The 21,707-nt window shown below is 70.2% G+C and carries 20 protein-coding genes; 13 read left to right on the forward strand and 7 right to left on the reverse strand.

Going from position 1 to position 21,707, the window contains the following annotated elements; all coding sequences use genetic code 11:
• Positions 1–88: 88 nt before the first annotated feature.
• Both speE and ABD679_RS00110 read left to right on the forward strand, forming a co-directional pair.
• Positions 89–937, forward strand: coding sequence for a polyamine aminopropyltransferase (gene speE / locus ABD679_RS00105; protein ID WP_344757888.1), 849 nt, complete (start codon positions 89–91; stop codon positions 935–937).
• A 264-nt stretch (positions 938–1,201) separates the two neighbouring features.
• Positions 1,202–1,855 carry a phosphotransferase gene (locus ABD679_RS00110; protein WP_344757889.1) on the forward strand — a complete coding sequence of 218 codons (654 nt, stop codon included), beginning with the start codon at positions 1,202–1,204 and terminating at the stop codon, positions 1,853–1,855.
• 12 nt (positions 1,856–1,867) lie between these two features.
• Here the strand turns inward: ABD679_RS00110 and ABD679_RS00115 are convergent, their stop codons facing one another.
• Complete coding sequence (locus tag ABD679_RS00115) at positions 1,868–2,206, reverse strand: P-II family nitrogen regulator (protein WP_344757890.1); 339 nt, start codon at positions 2,204–2,206, stop codon at positions 1,868–1,870.
• 180 nt (positions 2,207–2,386) lie between these two features.
• Between ABD679_RS00115 and ubiK the strand changes: the two genes are divergently transcribed.
• Together ubiK and ABD679_RS00125 are read left to right on the forward strand one after the other, a co-directional pair.
• Positions 2,387–2,659 (forward strand): ubiquinone biosynthesis accessory factor UbiK, encoded by a 273-nt coding sequence (gene ubiK, locus ABD679_RS00120; protein ID WP_344757891.1) that lies wholly within the window; start codon positions 2,387–2,389, stop codon positions 2,657–2,659.
• Positions 2,660–2,669: 10 nt separating this feature from the next.
• The gene (locus tag ABD679_RS00125; protein ID WP_344757892.1) at positions 2,670–4,184 is read left to right on the forward strand and encodes a YifB family Mg chelatase-like AAA ATPase; all 1,515 of its coding nucleotides are present in this window, start codon (positions 2,670–2,672) and stop codon (positions 4,182–4,184) included.
• A 192-nt stretch (positions 4,185–4,376) separates the two neighbouring features.
• On the opposite strand, the gene ABD679_RS00130 is transcribed toward ABD679_RS00125, so the two are convergent.
• From ABD679_RS00130 to aceB, 4 genes are all read right to left on the reverse strand, one after another.
• The gene (locus tag ABD679_RS00130; protein WP_344757893.1) at positions 4,377–4,877 is read right to left on the reverse strand and encodes a hypothetical protein; all 501 of its coding nucleotides are present in this window, start codon (positions 4,875–4,877) and stop codon (positions 4,377–4,379) included.
• A 252-nt stretch (positions 4,878–5,129) separates the two neighbouring features.
• Positions 5,130–5,591 (reverse strand): hypothetical protein, encoded by a 462-nt coding sequence (locus tag ABD679_RS00135; RefSeq protein WP_344757894.1) that lies wholly within the window; start codon positions 5,589–5,591, stop codon positions 5,130–5,132.
• A 189-nt stretch (positions 5,592–5,780) separates the two neighbouring features.
• On the reverse strand, positions 5,781–7,079 hold the full coding sequence (gene aceA / locus ABD679_RS00140; RefSeq protein WP_344757895.1) for an isocitrate lyase: 1,299 nt from the start codon (positions 7,077–7,079) through the stop codon (positions 5,781–5,783).
• A gap of 282 nt (positions 7,080–7,361) precedes the next feature.
• Positions 7,362–9,029: a malate synthase A gene (aceB, locus tag ABD679_RS00145; RefSeq protein WP_344757896.1), complete on the reverse strand. Its 1,668-nt coding sequence runs from the start codon at positions 9,027–9,029 to the stop codon at positions 7,362–7,364.
• Positions 9,030–9,138: 109 nt separating this feature from the next.
• On the opposite strand from aceB, the gene ABD679_RS00150 reads away from it, so the two are divergent.
• On the forward strand, positions 9,139–10,104 hold the full coding sequence (locus tag ABD679_RS00150; RefSeq protein ID WP_344757897.1) for a LysR family transcriptional regulator: 966 nt from the start codon (positions 9,139–9,141) through the stop codon (positions 10,102–10,104).
• Between the two features lie 107 nt (positions 10,105–10,211).
• Here ABD679_RS00150 and ABD679_RS00155 read toward each other — a convergent pair whose 3' ends face one another.
• Entirely contained in the window at positions 10,212–10,928 is a 717-nt protein-coding gene (locus ABD679_RS00155) for a hypothetical protein (protein ID WP_344757898.1), read from the reverse strand.
• Positions 10,912–11,985, reverse strand: a complete 1,074-nt coding sequence (locus tag ABD679_RS00160) for a LysR family transcriptional regulator (protein ID WP_344757899.1) — start codon at positions 11,983–11,985, stop codon at positions 10,912–10,914. The genes ABD679_RS00155 and ABD679_RS00160 overlap by 17 nt, the downstream gene beginning before the upstream one ends.
• Before the next feature lie 205 nt (positions 11,986–12,190).
• Between ABD679_RS00160 and ABD679_RS00165 the strand changes: the two genes are divergently transcribed.
• The 8 genes from ABD679_RS00165 to ABD679_RS00200 all read left to right on the forward strand — a co-directional run bounded on the left by ABD679_RS00165 (position 12,191) and on the right by ABD679_RS00200 (position 21,693).
• On the forward strand, positions 12,191–12,448 hold the full coding sequence (locus ABD679_RS00165; protein ID WP_344757900.1) for a hypothetical protein: 258 nt from the start codon (positions 12,191–12,193) through the stop codon (positions 12,446–12,448).
• Positions 12,445–13,389, forward strand: coding sequence for an SDR family NAD(P)-dependent oxidoreductase (locus tag ABD679_RS00170; protein ID WP_344757901.1), 945 nt, complete (start codon positions 12,445–12,447; stop codon positions 13,387–13,389). The genes ABD679_RS00165 and ABD679_RS00170 overlap by 4 nt, the downstream gene beginning before the upstream one ends.
• 125 nt (positions 13,390–13,514) lie before the next feature.
• Positions 13,515–14,648: an efflux RND transporter periplasmic adaptor subunit gene (locus ABD679_RS00175; RefSeq protein ID WP_344758217.1), complete on the forward strand. Its 1,134-nt coding sequence runs from the start codon at positions 13,515–13,517 to the stop codon at positions 14,646–14,648.
• A gap of 237 nt (positions 14,649–14,885) precedes the next feature.
• Complete coding sequence (locus ABD679_RS00180) at positions 14,886–18,062, forward strand: efflux RND transporter permease subunit (protein WP_344757902.1); 3,177 nt, start codon at positions 14,886–14,888, stop codon at positions 18,060–18,062.
• Positions 18,055–18,201, forward strand: coding sequence for a hypothetical protein (locus ABD679_RS00185; protein ID WP_344757903.1), 147 nt, complete (start codon positions 18,055–18,057; stop codon positions 18,199–18,201). The genes ABD679_RS00180 and ABD679_RS00185 overlap by 8 nt, the downstream gene beginning before the upstream one ends.
• A complete protein-coding gene (locus tag ABD679_RS00190; protein WP_344757904.1) occupies positions 18,194–19,654 on the forward strand; it encodes an efflux transporter outer membrane subunit in 1,461 nt (486 codons plus the stop codon). Before ABD679_RS00185 ends, ABD679_RS00190 begins: the two co-directional genes overlap by 8 nt.
• A gap of 56 nt (positions 19,655–19,710) precedes the next feature.
• Entirely contained in the window at positions 19,711–21,090 is a 1,380-nt protein-coding gene (locus ABD679_RS00195; RefSeq protein WP_344757905.1) for a M28 family metallopeptidase, read from the forward strand.
• Between the two features lie 171 nt (positions 21,091–21,261).
• Complete coding sequence (locus ABD679_RS00200) at positions 21,262–21,693, forward strand: carboxymuconolactone decarboxylase family protein (protein WP_344757906.1); 432 nt, start codon at positions 21,262–21,264, stop codon at positions 21,691–21,693.
• The last annotated feature ends 14 nt before the right edge of the window (positions 21,694–21,707 follow it).

Raw genomic sequence — 21,707 nt, forward strand, 5'->3', positions numbered from 1 at the left:
TCGCGCAGACCATGCCGGGGGCGGCGCGCACGCTGGCGCTGCACGGCGTTCGCTACAATCCCAGCCCCACTCGCGCACGTTGCCACCGATGACCGACACGACCTGGATGTACGAGAACTTCGAGCCCGCCGGCTCGGCGATCGGCTACCGCGTGACCCGCAAGCTGGACGAGGTGCAGTCGCCGTTCCAGAAGATCGAGATCTACGAGTCGACCGACTGGGGCAACCTGATGCTGATCGACGGCGCGATGATGCTGACCACGCGCGACAACTTCCTCTACCACGAGATGATGTCGCACCCGGCGCTGTTCACCCACGCCGCGCCGAAGCGGGTGGTGATCATCGGCGGCGGCGACTGCGGCACCCTGCGCGAGGTGCTGCGCCACCCGGGCGTGGAGCAGGCGGTGCAGTGCGACATCGACGAGCAGGTCACGCGGATGTCGGAGAAGTACTTCCCCGAGCTGTGCGAATCCAACGGCGATCCGCGCGCGCAGCTGCTGTTCGACGACGGCATCGCGTACATGGCCAACTGCGCACCGGGCAGCGTCGACATCGTGATCGTCGACTCCACCGACCCGGTCGGCCCGGCCGAGGGCCTGTTCAACAAGGCCTTCTACGAAAGCTGCTTCCGCGCGCTGGCCGGCGACGGCATCCTGGTGCAGCAGTCCGAGTCGCCGCTGGTGCTGCTGGATCTCATCAAGGAGATGCGCGGCGAGATGCGCAAGGCCGGGTTCACCGCGTTCCAGACCCTGCCGTTCCCGCAGCCCTGCTATCCGACGGGCTGGTGGAGCTGCACCCTGGCGCGCAAGGCCGATGGCTTCGAATTCCGCGAGGCCGACGCCCGCGGCAAGGCGTTCGCGACGAAGTACTACAGCGCCGACATCCACAGGGGCGCGGCCACGCTGCCGCCGTTCGTGGCCGGGGCGCTCGACCTGTAGCCCCCTGTCCGCGGCCTTCCCGGGCACTTTGCCAGCCACCGGTTGCCTGGCAGCCCGACAGCCACGCCTCCGGGCGGGGTCCGTGCGGGCAGGCATCGTCGCGTCCGGCTGAACAGTGTGTGTCCGTGGTAGCACGCGAATATGTCGGAAAAATGTTGAAATCGCGTTATATTTAGTGAACCACGCGGTACAGCATGGCCACGTGCCCTCCCCCAACGCGAGCCTCGTGCGGCGCGCCCGAGACGGCGCCGCGCAGACAAACCGATGAACACCTGCACCCATTCCCTCGTGCCGTACGCGCCGGATGCGCACGTGCGCATGCTCAAGCGCGGCACCCGCCTGCTCGAACCCGACGTCTACGTGGCCTCGGTCGGCACGCGCCAGGCCGTCTTCAAGGACTACCGCCGCTACCGCTGGACGCCGCTCTCGCCGCTGGCGCGCCTGCTGGTGCGCCGCGAAGCGCGCATCCTCGACCGCCTGTCCGGCTGGGGCTACGCACCCGCGCTGCTGGGCACCATCGGCGGGCTGGTGCTGGGCATGGAGTTCATCGACGGCAAGGTGCTCGGCCACGACGTGGCGATGGTGTCGGACGAGGTGTTCCGGCGCCTGAAGTCCGCCGTCGCCACCCTGCACGCGGCCGGCATCGCCCATAACGACCTGCACCGCTCCAACATCCTGGTCAACGGCGGCATGCCGATGGTGGTGGACTTCGCCTCCGCCCTGCTGATGCCGGCCTGGCTGGCGCACAGCCCGCTGGGCCGCCAGCTGCGCCGCAGCGACCTGGCCAACGTGGTGAAGCTGCAGTCGCGCCTGACCGGCACGCCGCCGTCGCCGGCCGAGGCCGCGGTGCTGGCCGAACCGCGCTGGGTGCGCACGATCCGCAACGCCTGGAAGCGCCTGTACCGCGGCAAGGCCTGAGCGGCCGCGCCGCTACAGCGCGTCGCCGTCCAGCTCGCCGGTGCGGATCCGCACCACCCGGTCCAGGTCCCAGACGAACACCTTGCCGTCGCCGATCTTGCCGGTGCCAGCGGCCTTCATGACCGCCTCGACCACCGCGTCGGCCTGGTCGTCGGTGACCGCGACCTCGAGCTTGATCTTGGGCAGGAAGTCGACCACATACTCCGCACCGCGATACAGCTCGGTGTGGCCCTTCTGGCGGCCGAAGCCCTTGACCTCGGTGACGGTGATCCCGGCCACGCCCGCGTCGGCGAGCGCCTCGCGCACGTCGTCGAGCTTGAACGGCTTGATGATCGCCACCACCATTTTCATCGCTTGCGGTCCCCGGCCTGGATGCGGCCAGCATAGCGCGGCGGCCCGCCGCGGCGAACACGCATGCCGGCGGCAACGTCGGGATTTCCCTACCCGAACACGCGGCGTGCGCCGATGGCATCGCCACCCCCGCTGCGCCAAGCTGCCCACGTCCCCCGGTCACCCAACAGGAATCCAGGAATGATCGACCTCACCCACATCGACGACCTCGCCCGCCGGCTCAGCAGCCTGGTGCCGCCGTCCCTGCGCGATGGCCGCGAGGAGATGCAGCAGAACTTCAAGGCCGTGCTGCAGTCGGGCCTGTCCCGGCTGGACCTGGTCACGCGCGAGGAGTTCGACGTGCAGCGCGCGGTGCTGCTGCGCACGCGCGAGAAGCTCGACGCGCTGGAGCGCCAGCTCGCGCAGCTCGAAGGCGGGCTGTCCGGCGCGCGCACCCCGCCGCCGACCAACTAGGCCGGCGGCCATGTCGCTTGCGCTCGTGCACGGACGTGCGCGCGCAGGGGTCCACGCGCCGGAAGTCCGGATCGAGGTCTATCTCGCCGGCGGCCTGCCGCGGATGAACATCGTCGGCCTGCCCGAGGCCGCGGTCCGCGAATCGCGCGACCGCGTGCGCGCCGCGATCCGCTGCGCGCAGTTCGAATTCCCGCAGCGCGCGATCACCATCAATCTGGCCCCCGCCGACCTGCCCAAGGACGGCGGCCGCTTCGACCTGCCGATCGCGCTGGGCATCCTCGCCGCCAGCGGCCAGGTGCCGGTGCAGGCGCTGGCCCAGTGGGAGTTCCTCGGCGAGCTGGCCCTGACCGGCGAACTGCGCGCGGTCGACGGCGTACTGCCGGCGGCGCTGGCGGCCGCGCGCGCCGGGCGGCGGCTGGTGGTGCCGGTGGCCAACGGCAGCGAGGCCGCGCTCGCGAACGGCCTCGACGTGCGCACCGCGCGCACGCTGCTGGAGGTCTGCGCGATGCTCGGCGGCAGCCGCGAACTGCCCGCCGCGGTCGCGCCGCCCGTGGCCATCTCACCGGGGCCGGACATGCGCGACGTGCGCGGCCAGCTGCGCGCGCGGCGCGCGCTGGAGATCGCCGCCGCCGGCGGCCACCACCTGCTGCTCGTCGGCCCGCCGGGCTGCGGCAAGACCCTGCTCGCCTCGCGCCTGCCCGGCCTGCTGCCCGAAGCCGACGAAGCCCAGGCCCTGGAAACCGCCGCGATCACCTCGATCAGCGGCCGCGGCCTGGACCCGGCGCGCTGGCGCGAACGCCCGTACCGCGCGCCGCACCACACCGCCAGCGCGGTGGCACTGGTCGGCGGCGGCGGCGAGCCGCGACCGGGCGAGATCTCGCTGGCGCACAACGGCGTGCTGTTCCTCGACGAACTGCCCGAGTGGGACCGGCGCGCGCTGGAAGTGCTGCGCGAACCGCTGGAGTCGGGCGTGGTGACGATCTCGCGCGCGGCGCGGCAGAGCGAGTTCCCGGCGCGCTTCCAGCTGGTCGCGGCGATGAACCCCTGTCCCTGCGGCTGGGCCGGCGACGTCTCCGGGCGCTGCCGCTGCAGCCCCGACGTGATCAACCGCTACCGCGGCCGTATCTCGGGTCCTTTACTCGACCGCATCGACCTGCACGTGGACGTCCCGCGGCTGCCGCCTGCGCAGCTGCGCCCGGACGCACCGGAAGGCGAATGCAGCGCCGACATCCGCGCCCGCGTCGAGGCAGCGCACGCATCGCAGCTGCGCCGTGCCGGCCAGCCCAACGCGCGCCTCGGCCAGGCCGCCACCATGGCCGCCTGCCGCCTGTCCGACGCAGACCAGCAGCTGCTCGAACGCGCGATCGACGCCCTGCAGCTGTCCGCCCGCGCCATGCACCGCATCCTGCGCGTGGCCCGCACCATCGCCGACCTGGCCGGCAGCGAAGCCATCGCTACCGCGCACCTGACCGAGGCGCTGGGCTACCGCGGCATGGACGCGCGGCAGTCGGTGCGGGCGGCCTGAGCCAGGCGCCCGCGCGGCGACGCACGCGCGCCGGCACGAAGAAACGCCGGGACATGCCCGGCGTTCGATCTCCCGCTGACTGCGCACCGCTGCCACCGCGCGGGAATCCCATCGGGTCCCCGCAGGACGTCGGCATCTGCGCGCCTCACTGGTCCGTTGCCATGCCGACAGGCACGGCGACGGGGCCCGGGATCAGCCGCCCGACCCCATCCCGGAACTTGGCGGCTTGGGCGGCATCAAGCCCTGTCGGCCCTGCCGCCAGGCGTCCTGCGCCTGGTCGCGCTGGCGCTTCATGTCGGCCACGCTCCGGCACACGGTGGTGGTCCGGTGCGTACCGGTGGCGCGCTCGCGCCGGCAGACCTTCCGTTCGCCGTCAGCCTCGGTGGCCAAGGCATCGATCCACCCGAGCGTCTGCCGGGCAGTCGCCTGGTCGGCCGGCGCCAGTTCGTCGAGCGTCTGCTTGCCGTCGATCAGCAGCATGAGCTGGTCCTGCTTGCCCAGCAGCTCCTGGCGCTTGGCGGCGGGAATGTTGTCCCAGCCGCCCTCCTCGGCCTTGACCGATGCGCGGATCTGGGCCTGCTGCGACACGATGTCGGACACGCGGTTGCTGGTGCCACTGCCGGCCTGGGCGGCCGTGGAAAATGCGACTGCGGCCAGGGCGAACAGCCCGGCCTTCAGGAATTGCGTCTTCATGGGTGCTGTATTGCCTCGCGGAATGGATCACGCGGACGCCGACGCCCTGGACAGGCGCACGCCCCTGTGTATTGCCGACGTTGCCGACGGTTCGACGATAGCCTTTCGCCCACGGCTTTTCCATCTTCGCCGGCACCTTGCAGCGCTCGGCGGGCCGTGACGCCCATTCAGGCAGTCGCGGCGCGCGCGGCCCATGGCAGAAACGCGTGCCCTGCCGCCGCCCCGCGGACGGCTGGCGTCAGCGCGCGCCTGTCAATTGGCGCCCGCCTGCGCACCCATGGTCGAATTCTGCTGGCCCTGGCGCATGAAATCGCTCGCCCCCTTGCGCCAGCGCTTCATGTCGCCGACGCTGCGGCACACGGTCTGCGTGCGGTGCGTGCCGGTCAGTTTTTCGCGAATGCAGACCATGCGCTCGTTCTCGGCCTCCAGGGCCAGTGCATCGAGCCGGTCGAGCGTGCGGTAGGCGGCCTTCCGCTCGAGCGGGTCGAGGTCGCCGAGCGTTTGCTTGCCGTCAATCAGGCGCATGAGCTCGTCCTGCGTGGTGATCAACTCCTGCCGTTTCAAAAGCGGGATGTTGTCCCAACCGTTCCTTTCCGCCTCGGCATCGGCGCGGATCTGCTGCTGCTCGGACACGATGTCCGCTATGCGCCGACTGTCATCGTTGCCCGCCTGCGCCGTGCCGGCGAGCGCAAGTGCGACCAGCGCGAACAGCATTCCCGCCAGTCCGGCCCGCTTTGTTCCGCCTTTCATGACCTCTCCCTCCATCGGGCATCCGGGGCAGGCGGCGCCGGCCCGGCACTGCCGCCCTGCCAGGCCGACGATACCCCCGGAGCATGAGGGAGTCACCCCGAATCAATCACGGGAAACCCGGCGCTACGCGGCACCGGGCCCCCGCGGCGACCGTCAGGCCGCGCGGGTTTCGAACTGCGCTTCCTCGGTCGAGCCCTTCAGCGCCACCGTCGACGACTGCGCACCCTGGATGGCCTGCGTGACGGTGTCGAAGTAGCCGGTGCCGACCTCGCGCTGGTGCCTGACCGCGGTGAAGCCCCGGTCGGCGGCGGCGAACTCCGCTTCCTGCAGCTCCACGAACGCGCTCATCTGCCGCCGCGCGTAGCCGTGGGCCAGATGGAACATCGAATAGTTCAGCGCGTGGAAGCCGGCCAGGGTGATGAACTGGAACCTGTATCCATACGCAGCGATCTCCCGCTGGAATTTCGCGATCGTGGCGTCGTCGAGGTTGGCCTTCCAGTTGAAACTCGGCGAGCAGTTGTAGGCCAGCAGCTTGCCGGGATACTTCGCGTGGATCGCCTCGGCGAACTTCCGTGCGAACGCCAGGTCCGGCTTGCCGGTCTCGCACCACACCAGGTCCGCGTACGGCGCGTAGGCCAGGCCGCGGCTGATCGCCTGGTCCAGGCCCTTGCGGGTCTTGTGGAAGCCCTCGACGGTGCGCTCGCCGGTGCAGAACGGCTTGTCGTTGTCGTCGACGTCGGAGGTGACGAGGTCGGCGGCCTCGGCGTCGGTACGCGCCACGATCAGCGTCGGCACGCCCATCACGTCCGCGGCAAGACGCGCGGCGGTGAGCTTCTCGACCGCCTCCCGGGTGGGCACCAGCACCTTGCCGCCCATGTGGCCGCACTTCTTCACCGATGCCAACTGGTCCTCGAAGTGCACGCCGGCCGCGCCCGCCTCGATCATGCCCTTCATCAGCTCGAAGGCGTTGAGCACGCCGCCGAAGCCGGCCTCGGCGTCGGCCACGATCGGCTGCAGGTAGTCGATGCCGTCGCCCTGGCCTTCCGCGTGCTGCAGCTGGTCGGCGCGCAGCAACGTGTTGTTGATGCGCCTGACCACCGCCGGCACCGAATCGGCCGGATACAGCGACTGGTCCGGATACATCTGCCCGGCGAGGTTGGCATCGGCGGCCACCTGCCAGCCGGACAGGTAGATCGCCTTCAGCCCCGCCTTCACCTGCTGCATGGCCTGGTTGCCGGTGAGCGCGCCCAGCGCGTTGACGAAAGGTTCGGAATGCAGCGACTTCCACAATTTCTCGGCGCCGAGCCTGGCCAGCGAATGCTCGACGTGCACGGTGCCACGCAGGCGCACCACGTCCTGCGCGCAGTAGCTGCGGGTGATGCCGTTCCAGCGCGGGTTGTTGCTCCAGTCGAGGTTGAGCTGGTCGGCGGTTGGCAGGCTTTGCGTCTTCATGGCAGCGATCCTCGGGATGTTGAAGTCGTTCCCGTCAAAAGAGACCGGGGCTTTGAAGCCCTCCCCTTCAAGGGGAGGGTTTGGGTGGGGATGGGTTTCGGTGCGGCGGGAGGGAACTGGATCCAATGGGTTGTTTGGTTTTCCGGGAGCGGATGGGAAACCCATCCCCTCCCCGGCCCGTCCGGCCCGGCGCAGCGCGCCGGGCGTTCGGTCGGCCTGTGCGGCAATGCCGCACAAACAGGCCGACCTCACCCCCTTGAAGGGGAGGGGGAAAAGCGGGCTTCAGTCGAAGCGTTCGTAGGCCGGCAAGGTCAGGAAGTCCTCCAGCGTGTCGCGATGGGTCAACTCCTCGAGCAGCGCGATCGCCTCGCCCACGCGCGCCGCGCCCGGGACTCCCTGCCCCGACAACCGCGAAGGCAAACCCAACAGCGCACGATCCAGCAGCGCCTCGTCGATCGCGGTGCCGTCGTCCAGGTGCAACGGAGCGCCGCCGCGATCGCCGGCATGCAGCCACTGCCACAGCTGCGCGCGCGCGATCTCGGCGGTGGCGGCGTCCTCCATCAGATGGTGGATCGGCACGCAGCCATTGCCGTCAAGCCACGCGGCCAGGTAGCGCACGCAGACCTCGACGTTGTTGTCGAAGCCGGCGCGGGTGATCGTGCCGGTGCACGGCTGCAGCAGGTCGTCGCGGCTCGCCAGCACTTCGTCGCGGCCGACGTGGTGCTGGTGCGGGCCGCGCATGCGCTCGTCGAACACCTGCCGCGCGACCGGGATCAGCGCCGGGTGCGCGACCCAGGTGCCGTCGTGCCCGGCCCCGACCTCGCGCAGCTTGTCGGTGCGCACGCGACCGAGCGCGGCCGTGTTGGCGTCGTCATCGCCGGCGATCGGGATCTGCGCGGCCATGCCGCCCATCGCGTGCGCGCCGCGGCGGTGGCAGGTCTGGATCAGCAACTCCGAATAGGCGCGCAAAAACGGCTGCGCCATCGTCACCTGGCCGCGCTCGGGCAACACCCGGTCGGGATGCGCGCGCAGGGTCTTGATGTAGGAAAAGATGTAGTCCCAGCGGCCGCAGTTCAGGCCCACGATGCGGTCGCGCAGCGCGTGCAGGATCTCGTCCATCTCGAACGCCGCCGGCAGCGTCTCGATCAGCACGGTGACCTTCATCTGCCCGCGCGGCAGGCCGAGCGCGGATTCGATGTGCGCGAGCACGTCGTCCCACAGCGCGGCCTCTTCCATCGACTGCAGCTTGGGCAGGTAGAAGTACGGGCCGCGGTCTTTGCGCGCGAGCGCGGTGGCGTTGTGGAAGGCGAACAGGCCCAGGTCGAACAGGCTCGCGGACAGGCGTCCGCCCCTTCGACTCTGCTCAGGGCAGGCCCTTCGGCCTTGCTCAGGGCAACCCTCGACCAGGACGTGCTTCTCGTCCAGGTGCCAGCCGCGCGGGCGCACGATCAGTACCGCCTGCTGCGCGAACGGCTTGAGCGCGTAGGCCTTGCCGTTGCCGGCGGTGAACGCGAGCGTGCCGGCGACCGCCGCGCGCAGGGCGCGCTGGCCCTCGACCAGCCGTGCCCAGGTCGGCGCGGTGGAATCCTCGAAGTCGGCCATGTAGCAGTTGGCGCCCGAGCCCAGCGCGTTGATCACCATCTTCGGGTCGACCGGCCCGGTGATCTCCACGCGCCGGTCGAGCAGCGCCTTCGGGATCGGCGCCACCCGCCAGTCGCCGTCGCGGATGGCACGGGTGTCGCTGCGGAAGTCCGGCAGGCCGCCGCGGTCGAAGAACGCCTGGCGCTCGCGACGGGCGGCCAGCAGCTGCCGGCGGCGAGCGTCGAAGCGGGCGTGCAGGCCGGCGAGGAAGGCCAGCGCCGGGGGCGTCAGCAGCGCGTCCTGGCCTTCGGCGCGGGCGATGACCTCGATGCCGGCGTCGGTGGGGGATTCGCTGAGCACTGCGGACATGGCGGGTTCCTGTCGATGGAGAGGAACCCGAACATCCGCCCGGGCAATGTATTTGACAACACAGTTTTTTCAATGCTAATCATTAGTTCAACTAATAACTGGCTTGGAAATGGCCGAAAACCGGGCGTCTGCGCCCCGTTTTGCCTACAAGGGCGACCGCCTCAAGCCGCTGCGCGCCTTTTGCCAGACGGCGCGGCTGGGCTCGGTGTCGCGCGCGGCCGAGGCGCTGTACGTCAGCCAGCCGGCGGTGACCCAGCAGCTGCAGGCGCTGGAACGCGAGTTGGGCGTACGCCTGTTCGAACGCAGCGGCCGGCGCCTGGTGCCGACCCGCGAGGGAGAGACCCTGTACGAACTGGCGCGGCCGCTGGTCGAGGGCATCGACGGCCTCGGTGGCGCCTTCCGCGAGAAGCTGCGCGGGCTGGATGCCGGCGAACTGCACGTGGCCGCCGGCAGCTCGACCATCCTCTACCTGCTGCCGAAGATCGTGGAAGCCTTCCGCGCGACGCAGCCGGACGTGCGCCTGATCCTGCACAACGTCACCGGCGCCGGCGGGCTGGACCTGTTGCGCTCGGACGAAGTCGACCTGGCCGTGGGCTCGATGCTCGACGTGCCGGCCGACCTGGACTACGCGCCGGTCTACCGCTTCGACCCGATGCTGATCGCCCCGCCCGGCCATCCGCTGGCGGACAAGCGCGAGCTGGCGCTGGCCGACCTGTCGCCCTACGGCCTGATCCTGCCGCCCAGGCGCCTGACCACCTACCGCCTGGTCGACCTGGTGTTCCAGCAGAACCGGGTGCCGTACACGGTGGCGCTGGAAGTCGGCGGCTGGGAGGTGATCAAGCAGTACGTGGCGATGGGACTGGGGATCAGCATCGTCACCGCGATCTGCCTGACCGACGCCGACCGCGAGCGCCTGGCCGCGCGCTCGCTGGCGCGCTGGTTCCCGCGCCGCAGCTACGGCGTGGTGATGCGCAAGGGCAAGTACCTGTCACCGCAGGCGCGGGCGTTCGTGGACCTGATCAAGCCGGACCTGTTCACCCGCGAGCACGATCGGGTCGGGCATTCGGCGCGGTAGCCGACGCCGGGGCAGTGGCCGGGGCAGTGGGGGCGGCGATGGCCGCTCCCGCAACTGCAAATTCCGGGCACTGCGGTTCTCCTCCAGCCAAGCGGGGAGGATTCGGCTTACAGCGATGCCTTGATCGGCACCGGCAGGGCGCCACGGCGGGACGCGCGCAGCCGCACCGTGACGTAGGACAGCGCCGCCGCGGCAATGCAGGTGTAGCCGAGCAGTTCGATGCTTTCCTCGGCCGCGTTCTTGAACACCCGCAGGTACTGGTCGCCGAGCAGCCCCTGCCAGATCGCGGACACGCCGAACAGGCGCGAGTACGCGACCACCACCACCAGGCCCAGCGTCAGCACCGCGCCCTGGCGCGACTGCACGAACCGCGCCAGGCTCGACAGCGCGCCACGCCAGTCGCGCAGCGCGTACAGGCAGCAGCCGACCGCCAGCAGCCCGGCCGGCACGACCCAGGCGCCGTGGAACAGCAGCACGTCGAACACCGCATCCAGTTCGCGCACCAGCATGCACGCGAACAGGCCGGCCGCGAGCACGGCAAACGCACGTTCGTCGCGGGCGTGTCGGGCCAGCCTGGCGAAGGCGAGCACCGTCGCCGCCAGGAAGCACTCCTGGGTGAGCTCGACCAGCGACCTCTCGCCCACGCCATCGCGCAGCCAGTACACGTCGCACCAGAGCATCAGCAGCGGCAGCAGCGCTGCCGCGCAGAACAGCAGCGTGCGGCGGGCGTGGGCGGCAATCGCCGCCAGGTCGCGACGAACGTCCGCGTCCTGCGGCCGGGGCCGGGCGCACGCGGCGTGCGTGCCGTCAGGCCACCTGCGCATCGTGGTCTTCGCGGGTGTCGTCGGCGTCCGCGTCGCCTGCCGGCAACTCGCGCCGGGACGCGCGCGCCAGTTCGGCGTTGACCGTGGTCGCGGTCTCGGCGGCCTTCTTCGCCGCAAGGCAGCGCGCGCGCGCGTCCGGGCACAGCACCTGCATGTAGTCCGAGTCGAAGCTCAGCCGCTCGACCAGGAAGTCGACGAAGGCGCGGATCTTGGGCGAGGTGACCTGGCCGCGCGGGAACAGCGCATTGAGCGCGTATTCCGGTCCGGTCCAGCCGGCGAGCACGCGGCGGATGTAGCCCTGTTCGGCGTAGGCCTTGACCATGATGTCGCTGGCCAGCATCAGGCCTTCGCCGCACAGCAGCGCGCCGCGCACGGCGGCCGGGTCGTTGGCGACCATGATCGGCTCGATCGGGTATTCCACCGTGTTCTCGCCGTCGCTCAGCGGCCAGAAATAGTGGTTGTTGCGATGCATCTTCTGCATCCCGAGGGTGCGGTGGTGCTGCAGGTCGTCCGGGTGCAGCGGCTCGCCGTGGCGTTCGAGGTAGGCCGGGCTGGCGTAGACCTGGGTGCGCAGCACGGTGAGCTTGCGCGCGACCAGGTTGGAGTCGGGCAGGTTGCCGATGCGCAGGGCGACGTCGAGTTCCTTGTCGATCATGTCCAGCGATTCATTCGCCAGCAGCATTTCCACCCGCACCTCCGGATGACGGGCATGGAATTCGCCCAGCAGCGGCGCGATGCGTTCGATGCCCAGCGAATACGGCGCGGTGACGCGCAGCCAGCCGCGCGGGCCGCCCTGCAGCTGGCTCACCGCGCTCTCGGCTTCGTCGAGTTCGCGCGCGATGCGCTGGCTGTGCTCGTAGTAGACGTTGCCGGCCTCGGTGAGGCCGAGCTTGCGCGTGGTCCGGTGCAACAGCTGCGCGCCCAGGCGCGCTTCGAGTTCCTGCACCTTGCGGCTGACGGTGGTCTTGGGCAGGCGCAGGGTGCGCGCGGCGGCGATGAAGCTGCCCTGCTCCACTACCTTGACGAAGACGAGGGTGTCGTTGAGGTCACGGGCCATGGGAGTGCTCCGTTGTGGACGCGGCACTCGATGATCGATTCGAGTGGCTTCCGGCTTGCCTCCCCCGCATGGCGGGGAAGGACAAGGGTGGGGGATGGATCCGGGCATTGGCCCAGACGGGGGACAATTATTCCCCGTTTTGCCGGCTAATCAAGTGCCGGTCGAAGGCTTACCTTGTGCCGCATCCCGCCAAGCGAGCCCCGCAATGCGCGCCCCCGTCCTCCATCCCCTGCTCCGTTCCAGCCTGGTCCTGCTGGTCCTCGCGGACCTGCTGTTACTGGCTTCTTTCGTTTTCAATCAATGGTTTGACGTCACTGCCGGGCAGGCCTGGGGCCTGGCCGCCCTGCTTGCGCTGCCGCTGACCATGCTGGCGATGCCCCTGGTCGACACGGTGCTGGCAAGCCTCGAGTCCCGGGCCAACGACGACTTTTCGGGAGACAAAATCCCGGGAGCGGGACAATGAGCATTGTCCCTCGTCACAGTCTTGTGGTCCTGGGCGCGACCGGCACCATCGGCGGCGCCGTGGTCGAGGCCGCGCTGAAGGCCGGTGCATCGGTCGTCGCGGTCGGCCGCGACGCCGATGCGCTGTCGGCCCTGCGCGAACGCCACCCGGGCGCCGACTTCACCGCGATCGACGCCTCGGTCGGCAGCGACGGCGAGGCGGCTGCGCTGGCCCGGCGGCTGCGCGAACTCGACCGCCCGCTGTCGGGCGTGGTGGCCGCGATCTGCGGCGACTGCGGCCGCGGCCGCGTGCTCGACCAGCCGGCGGAGTTCCTGCGCAAGCGCCTGGACGAAGACCTGCTGCCGCACCTGTTCGCCGCCCGCCACCTGCTGCCGCTGCTGGCCGGGCACGACGATGGCCGGGTCCCCGGCTACGTGCTGATCGGCGGGCCCGGCGCGCAGCATCCGTGGGCCGGCTACGGCCACCGCTCGATCGGCGCGGCGGCGCTGCGCATGCTCGCACGGGTGCTGCACGACGAGGCGCGCGCGTTCCCGGTGCAGGTGCAGCTGCTGGCGGTCGACTCGCCGGCGCGCACCCACGCCAATGCACGCCACGCCTGCAATTCGTGGCCGAGCGCGGCCTCGATCGCGCGGCGCGCCCTGGACATGCTCGATCCGCATGAGCGCCAGCCGGTACGCGCAGTCGTCGATTACGCCGCGCGGCCGCTGGGCTTCGATCCGTGGAGCGACGACCTTGATCTGCCGCCCGCGCCGGACCACGCGCCTTCCCGGCCGGCCGCGCATGCCGCGCCGCGGGCCGACCGCCCTCCGCCGATACCGCCGCAAGAACCCGAACGCCAGCACGACCTGCTGCCAGCACGCTGTCTGCAGGACGCGCGCACCCTGCTCGACCAGCTCGGCGCCCCCCACCCGAATCCCAATCAGGAAACCTCCCCCCGATGAACGCCACCCCCTCCCCCAATCGCGTCTCCCCCGCCTTTCCCCCCGCGATCCGCTCGGGTGCGCCCGGCGGATATGCCCGTCGCGCCCCGGTGCGCACTTCGCTGGCGGTACTCACGCTCGCCTCGATGATCGCGATCGCCGTTTCCGCCTGCAGCAGCAGCGAGGCCGCCCCCGGCGAAGGCATGCCACCACCGCCCGAAGTCAGCGTCGCCACCGTGCTGAGCAAGCCCGTGCACCAGTGGGACAGCTTCAACGGCCGCGTCACCGCGGTCGAAAGCGTCGAGCTGCGCCCGCGCGTGAGCGGCTACGTGCAGCGCGTTGCGTTCAAGGAAGGCCAGGAAGTGAAGAAGGGCGACCTGCTGTTCGTGATCGACCCGCGCCCCTACAAGGCGGCACTCGACCAGGCCAATGCGCAGCTGCAGCGCGCCCGTGCCGAAGCGAAACTCGCGCAGGCGCAGGACGCGCGTGCGCAGACCCTGATCGAGGCCAAGGCGATCTCGCGCGAGGAGTTCGAGACCCGCAAGGCCGCCAGCGCGCAGGGCAACGCCGGCGTGCAAGCGGCCGAAGCCGCGGTCGCGGCGGCGAAGCTCGACCTGCAGTTCACCCAGGTCCGCGCGCCGATCGACGGCCGCATCGGCCGCGCCATGGTCACCGAGGGCAACCTCGCCCAGGCCGACGCAACCCTGCTGACCACCCTGGTCTCGCAGGACCCGATGTACGTGTACTTCGAGAGCGACGAGCAGACCTACCTGCGCTACGGCGACCTGGCGCGCAAGGGCGAGCGCACGCGTTCGAGCAACCCGGTGCGCGTGGGCCTGGCTGACGAACAGGGCTTTCCGCACGAGGGCACGGTGGACTTCGTCGACAACCAGGTCGATCCGGCCACCGGCACCATCCGCGCCCGCGCGGTGCTGCCCAACCCCGACCGCGTGCTCACCCCCGGCCTGTTCGCCCGCGTGCAGGTGCAGGGCAGCGGCGAGTTCGAGGCCAAGCTGATCGACGACAAGGCCGTGCTCACCGACCAGGACCGCAAGTACGTCTACGTGCTCGGGCCGGACAACACCGCAGTGCGCAAGGACGTGCAGCTGGGCCGGATGATCGACGGCCTGCGCGTGGTGCAGTCGGGCCTCGACGCGAAGGACAAGGTGATCGTGCACGGCGTGCAGAAGGTGTTCATGCCGGGCATGCCGGTGGCGCCCAAGACCATCGCCATGGGCGACGACGCGCCCGCGCCCGGGCAAGCGGTCGCGATGAAGTAGCCAAGAGCTGCAAGCCGCGGAAGCACGGGCGCGAAGGCGCGCCCGCGCGGTGACGACGCTTCCCCCTCGTCGGGCAACGCCGGCCGCGGTGCAGAGGCCGCCGATCCTCCCCGTCCCTCCCCTCTCGCGGGGAGGATCGGCCAGGGCCTCCGAAGCAATACGCCAGCCCCGCCGCACGCGGGGACGGGCGCCCCATTCCCAACGCCGCGCGCCGGATGGCCGCGCAAGGAACACACCATGGACTTCTCCAGATTCTTCATCGACCGGCCGATCTTCGCCGCGGTGCTGTCGATCGTGATCTTCGCCGCCGGCCTGATCTCGATCCCGCTGCTGCCGATCGGCGAATACCCCGAAGTGGTGCCGCCGTCGGTGGTGGTACGCACCGTGTACCCGGGCGCCAACCCGAAGGTGATCGCCGAGACCGTGGCCACGCCGCTGGAAGAAGCGATCAACGGCGTCGAGGACATGATGTACACCAAGTCCGTCGCCGGCTCCGACGGCGTACTGCAGATGACGGTGACCTTCCGCCCCGGCACCGACGCCGACGACGCCACGGTGCGCGTGCAGAACCGGGTCAGCCAGGCGCTGGCGCGACTGCCCGAGGACGTGCGGCGCCAGGGCGTGACCACGCAGAAGCAGTCGCCCACCTTCCTGATGGTGGTGCACCTGACTTCGCCCAACGGCAAGTACGACACCCTGTACCTGCGCAACTACGCGCGCCTGCACGTCAAGGACGCGCTCTCGCGCATTACCGGCGTGGGCGACGCGCAGGTGTTCGGCGGCGGCGACTACGCGATGCGCGCCTGGCTCGACCCGGACAAAATCGCCTCGCGCGGGCTGACGGCAGGCGACGTGGTGCGCGCGATGCGCGAGCAGAACGTGCAGGTCTCGGCCGGCCAGCTCGGCGCCGAGCCGATGCCCAGCAGCGACTTTCTCACCCTGATCAACGCCCAGGGCCGGCTGCACAGCGAGCAGGAGTTCGGCGACATCGTGCTCAAGGCCGGCGATGACGGCGAGGTCGTGCGCCTGTCCGACGTCGCGCGGCTGGAGCTGGGCGCCGGCGACTACACCCTGCGCTCCAAGCTCGACGGCAAGAACGCGGTCGGCATCGGCATCTTCCAGGCGCCGGGCGCCAATGCGCTGGAGATCCGCGACTCGGTGATCGCGACCATGGACGAAATGTCCGCGCGCTTCCCCGACGACATCAAGTACGAGGCCGTCTACGACACCACCATCTTCGTGCGCGACTCGATCAAGGCGGTGGTGACCACCCTGCTCGAAGCGGTGGTGCTGGTGGTGCTGGTGGTGATCCTGTTCCTGCAGACCTGGCGCGCATCGATCATCCCGCTGATCGCGGTGCCGGTGTCGATCGTCGGCACGTTCGCCGCACTGCACCTGCTCGGCTTCTCGATCAACACGCTGAGCCTGTTCGGCCTGGTATTGGCGATCGGCATCGTGGTCGACGACGCGATCGTGGTGGTGGAGAACGTCGAGCGCAACATCGAGGAAGGATTGAGTCCGCTCGCCGCCGCCCACCAGGCGATGCGCGAGGTGTCCGGGCCGATCATCGCGATCGCGCTGGTGCTGTGCGCGGTGTTCGTGCCGATGGCGTTCCTGTCGGGCGTGACCGGGCAGTTCTACAAGCAGTTCGCGGTGACCATCGCGATCTCCACGGTGATCTCGGCGATCAACTCGCTGACGCTGTCGCCGGCGCTGGCCGCACGCCTGCTCAAGGCGCACGACGCGCCGAAGGACCGGCCGACGCGGCTGATCGACCGCCTGTTCGGCTGGCTGTTCCGGCCGTTCAACCGCTTCTTCAAGCGCAGCTCCGACGGCTACCAGGGCGTGGTCTCGCGCACGCTCGGCCGTCGCGGCGCGGTGTTCGTGGTCTACGCGGTGCTGCTGGCCTCGACCGGCCTGATGTTCAAGGCGGTGCCGGCCGGCTTCATCCCCACCCAGGACAAGCTGTACCTGATCGCCGGCGTGAAGCTCCCGGAAGGCTCGTCGATCGCGCGCACCGACGAGATGCTGTCGAAGGTGGCGGACATCGCGATGCACACCGAGGGCGTCGCCCACTCGATCGCCTTCCCGGGCCTCAACGCGCTGCAGTTCACCAATACGCCCAACACCGGCGTGGTGTTCCTGCCGCTGGAACCGGCCAACAAGCGCCACCGCAGCGCGGCCGAGATCAACGCCGAGATCAACCAGAAGATCGCCGGGCTGCAGGAAGGCTTTGCCTTCTCGCTGATGCCGCCGCCGATCCTCGGCCTGGGCAACGGCAACGGCTACCAGATGTTCATCGAGGACCGCGGCAACCTCGGCTACGGCGCGCTGCAGGACGCGGTGGCGGGCATGCAGGGCGCGGTGTCGCAGACGCCCGGCATGGGTTTCCCGATCACCAGCTACCAGGCCAACGTGCCGCAGCTCGACGCCGAGGTGGATCGGGTCAAGGCCAAGGCACAGGGCGTGCCGCTGACCGAGCTGTTCGACACCCTGCAGACCTACCTGGGCTCGGCCTACGTCAACGACTTCAACGAGTTCGGCCGTACCTGGCAGGTGATCGCGCAGGCCGACAGCAGCTTCCGTGACGACGTGCAGGACATCGGCAACCTGCGCACCCGCAACGACCGCGGCGAGATGGTGCCGATCGGCTCGATGGTGAAGATCCACGAGACCTACGGCCCCGACCCGGTGCTGCGCTACAACGGCTATCCGGCCGCGGACCTCGCTGGTGAAGCCGACCCGCGGATGCTGTCCTCCGCGCAGGCGATGGACACGCTGACCGCGCTGGCGTCGAAGGTGCTGCCCAACGGCATGGCCATCGAGTGGACCGACCTGAGCTACCAGCAGTCGACCCAGGGCAAGGCCGCGCTGGTGGTGTTCCCGCTGGCGATCCTGCTCGCCTTCCTGGTGCTGGCCGCGCTGTACGAGAGCTGGACGCTGCCGCTGGCGGTGATCCTGATCGTGCCGATGTGCATGCTCTCCGCATTGCTGGGCGTGTGGCTGACCGGCGGCGACAACAATGTGTTCGTGCAGGTCGGGCTGGTGGTGCTGATGGGGCTGGCGTGCAAGAACGCGATCCTGATCGTGGAGTTCGCGCGCGAGCTGGAACTGCAGGGCAAGGGCATCGTGGAAGCGGCGCTGGAAGCCTGCCGCCTGCGCCTGCGCCCGATCGTGATGACCTCGATCGCCTTCATCGCCGGCACCGTGCCGCTGGTGCTCTCGCACGGCGCAGGCGCGGAGGTGCGCTCGGCGACCGGCATCACGGTGTTCGCGGGAATGATCGGCGTGACCGTGTTCGGCCTGTTCCTGACCCCGGTGTTCTACGTCGCGCTGCGCAAGCTGGTGACGCGCAGCGTGGCGGCGGACCCGAAGCCGGAGTCCGATGGCTACGCGGAGGTGTCCCATGGCTGAGCCCACGCCGCGCATCCCGTCGATCGACGACATCCGCTGGCTGTTCGAACAGCTGCAGATCGACCCCAAGACAGAAGGCGGGCCGAAAACCCCGCCTCCGCCGCCCGCCGGCGGACACGAGGAGACCTCCCATGATTGACCACAAGTCCACGGCGTTCGCGCTGCTGAAGGTCGCGGCGTTGACCGTCGCGCTGTCGGCCTGCACCGTCGGCCCCGATTTCGTCCGCCCCGACATGGCGGTGCCCGATACCTTCATCCAGTCGCCGGATGTCGCCACGGACGACGCCGTGCCGGCGACCGACGCCGCGTTCTGGCAGGGTTTCGGCGATCCGCAGCTGACGGCGCTGGTCGAACAGGCGCTGTCGGCCAACCACGACCTGCGCATCGCGCTGGCGAACTTCGACCATGCCAACGCGCTGCTGCGCGGATCGAAGTTCGACTACTTTCCCACCATCACCGCCAGCGCCGAGGGCAGCGACAGCCGCGCCAGCGCCGACCAGGCGCCGGGCGTGGCGCGCGATGACCGCGACGGCGAAAGCTACAGCGCCGGCGTCAACGCCAGCTGGGAGCTGGACCTGTTCGGCCGCATCCGCCGCGGCGTCGAGGCCGGCCGCGCCGGAACCGCGGCCAGCGCGGCGGACCTGGCGGCGGCGCAGGTGGCGATCGTCGGCGAGGTCGCGCGCACCTACTTCGACCTGCGCGGCCTGCAGGAGCGGTTGCGCGTGGCGCAGGAGAACGCCGGCAACCAGCGCGAGACGCTGCGCCTGGTCGATGCGCGCCTGGACGCCGGACGCGGCACCGACTTCGATACTGCCCGCGCCCGCGCCCAGCTGGAGACCACGGCCGCGCGCATTCCCGCGCTGGAGGCGCAGGTCGCCTTCGACATGCACCGGCTCGCGGTGCTGGTCGGCAGGACGCCCGACGCGCTGGTCGCCGAGCTCGCGCCGGCGCGCGCGCTGCCCGAACTGCCGGCAAAGCTCGACGCGGGCACGCCCGGCGACCTGCTGCGCCGGCGCCCCGACGTCGCCGCCGCCGAACAGCGCCTGCACGCGGCCACCGCGCGCATCGGCGTGGCCACTGCCGACCTGTTCCCGCGCTTCACCCTGGGCGGACTGATCGGCAGCCAGGCGGTCGACACCGGCGCCCTGTTCGAACGCGACAGCGAAACGCGCTTCGTCGCGCTGGGCATCGACTGGTCGTTCCTCGACATCGGCCGCGTGCGCGCGCGCATCGCCGCGGCCGACGCCGACGCCGAAGGCGCGCTGGCACGCTACGAGCAGACCGTGCTGCTGGCGCTGGAGGACGCCGAAAACGCGCTGGTGCGCTACGGCCGCGCGCGCAGCGAGGATGCGCACCTGGAGCGCGCGGCCATCGACAGCGCCACCGCCGCGCGGCTGGCACGGGTGCGGTTCGACGCCGGCGCGGTCGACCTGTTCGAGGTGCTCGACGCCGAGCGCACCCAGCTGCAGGCGCAGGACGCCTTCGCCGCCGCGCGCAGCCGCAGCGCGATCGGCGCGGTGTCGCTGTACACCGCGCTGGCCGGCGGCTGGCCGGACAACCTGCCGGTGCGCGAGGCGATCGGGCAGCGCTGAGGTCCGTGGCAGAAATATCGTACGGTGGACGCCTTTCACGCGTCCCGGAGTCCCCCATGCGCAGTCCACTCGCCATCGCCCTGTCCGCATGCCTCGTCGCGCCCGCCGCCGCCGCCGAAGCGCCCGCCGCGCCGCCCGCCACGCAGGCGCTGCTGCATGACATCGGCACCGCACCTTCGGCCGCGCGCATCGAGGCCGACGTCCGCAAGCTGGTGTCGTTCGGAACGCGGCACACGTTGTCGGACACGCAGTCGGACACGCGCGGCATCGGTGCCGCGAGGCGCTGGGTCCACGCGGAGTTCGAGCGCATCTCGGCGCAGTGCGGCGGCTGCCTGGAAGTGATCGACGTCGGCGACACGATTTCCGGCGAGGAGCGCATTCCCGAGCCGACCGAAGTGGTCAGCGTGCTCGCGATCCAGCGCGGTACCGCGGACCCCGGCCGCTACGTGATCATGAGCGGCGACATCGACTCGCGCGTATCGGACGTGATGGACTTCACCTCCGACTCGCCCGGCGCCAACGACAACGCCTCCGGCGTCGCCGGCACGCTGGAGGCCGCGCGGATCCTGTCGAAGCACCGGTTCGCCGGCACCATCGTCTATGCCGCGTTGTCGGGCGAGGAGCAGGGCCTGTTTGGTGGCAAGATTGTAGCGGCCAGAGCGCAGAAGGAAGGCTGGCGCATCGAGGCGATGCTCAACAACGACATGATCGGCAACATCGCCGGGCTCAACGGCGTGATCGACAATGCCACCGCGCGCGTCTTCGCCGAAGGCACGCGCGCCAACGAAACCGCGGACGAAGCGAAGCAGCGCCGCTTCACCGGCGGCGAGCTGGATTCGCCCACGCGCAGCCTGGCGCGCTACATCGACCGCATGGCCGACCTGTACGTGCCCAACCTCGACGTGATGATGGTCTACCGTCTCGACCGCTTCGGCCGCGGCGGCCACCACCGCCCGTTCAACGACCTCGGCTGGCCGGCGGTGCGGGTGATGGAAACCAACGAGAACTACAACCGCCAGCACCAGGACCTGCGCACCGAGGATGGCGTCGCCTACGGCGACGTGATCGAAGGCGTGGACTTCGACTACGTGGCAAAGCTGACTGCGCTCAACGCCGTCAGCCTGGCCGGCATGGCATCGGCGCCGCCGCCACCGGCGGAGGTGTCGATCGAAGGCGCGGTGACGGCCGACACCACGCTCAAGTGGACGCGGCCGCCGGCGTCGCAGGCGCCGGACCTTGCCGGCTACAAGGTGTACTGGCGGCTGACCACCGAGCCGCAGTGGACGCACAGCGTCTATGTCGGCGACGTGACGCAGCACACGCTGGAGAACGTGGTGATCGACAACTATTTCTTCGGCGTGGCGGCTGTGGGCAAGGACGGCTCGGAGAGCCCGGTGGTGTTTCCGGGGGCGGCGGGCAGCTTCGGCGGCTATTGAACTGCGCACACCCTGTGGGAGCGGCCATGGCCGCGATGGCGTGCACCCGCATCGCCAGGGCATCGCGGCCATGGCCGCTCCCACACAACCACACATCGCGGAGATGTCACAGGCCGGCAGCGTAGATCGTCGAACAGGCAAGGCACTCCGCCTGATACGAGGATTTCCCCCATGAAAGACAGCAACACCATCCGCTATCCGCAGCAGGCCCCTGCCGTCATGCAGGCCCTGGCCCAGGTCAACCCGGCCATCAACGCCCTCGGGCTCGAACCCGGACTCCACCACCTGGTGGTCCTGCGCGCCTCGCAGATCAACGGCTGCGCGCACTGCGTGAAGATGCACACCCAGGACGCGCGCAAGGCCGGCGAGACCAGCGAGCGCCTCGACCGCCTCGTGGTGTGGCAACACGTGGACGACTACACCCCGCGCGAGAAGGCCGCGCTGGCGTTCACCGAGGCGATGACGCGGCTCGACGACCAGTCCGTGCTTCCCGGGCTGCGCGCCGCGCTGCGCGAACACTTCACCGAGCAGGAGGTCGCCGCGCTCGGCGCGGACATCGCGATGATCAACCTGTGGAACCGCATCTCCATCTCGAACCAATGAGCCCCAACCAGTGA

Origin of the sequence: Luteimonas lutimaris (assembly GCF_039537065.1) — a bacterium.
Taxonomy (GTDB): Bacteria; Pseudomonadota; Gammaproteobacteria; order Xanthomonadales; family Xanthomonadaceae; genus Luteimonas; species Luteimonas lutimaris.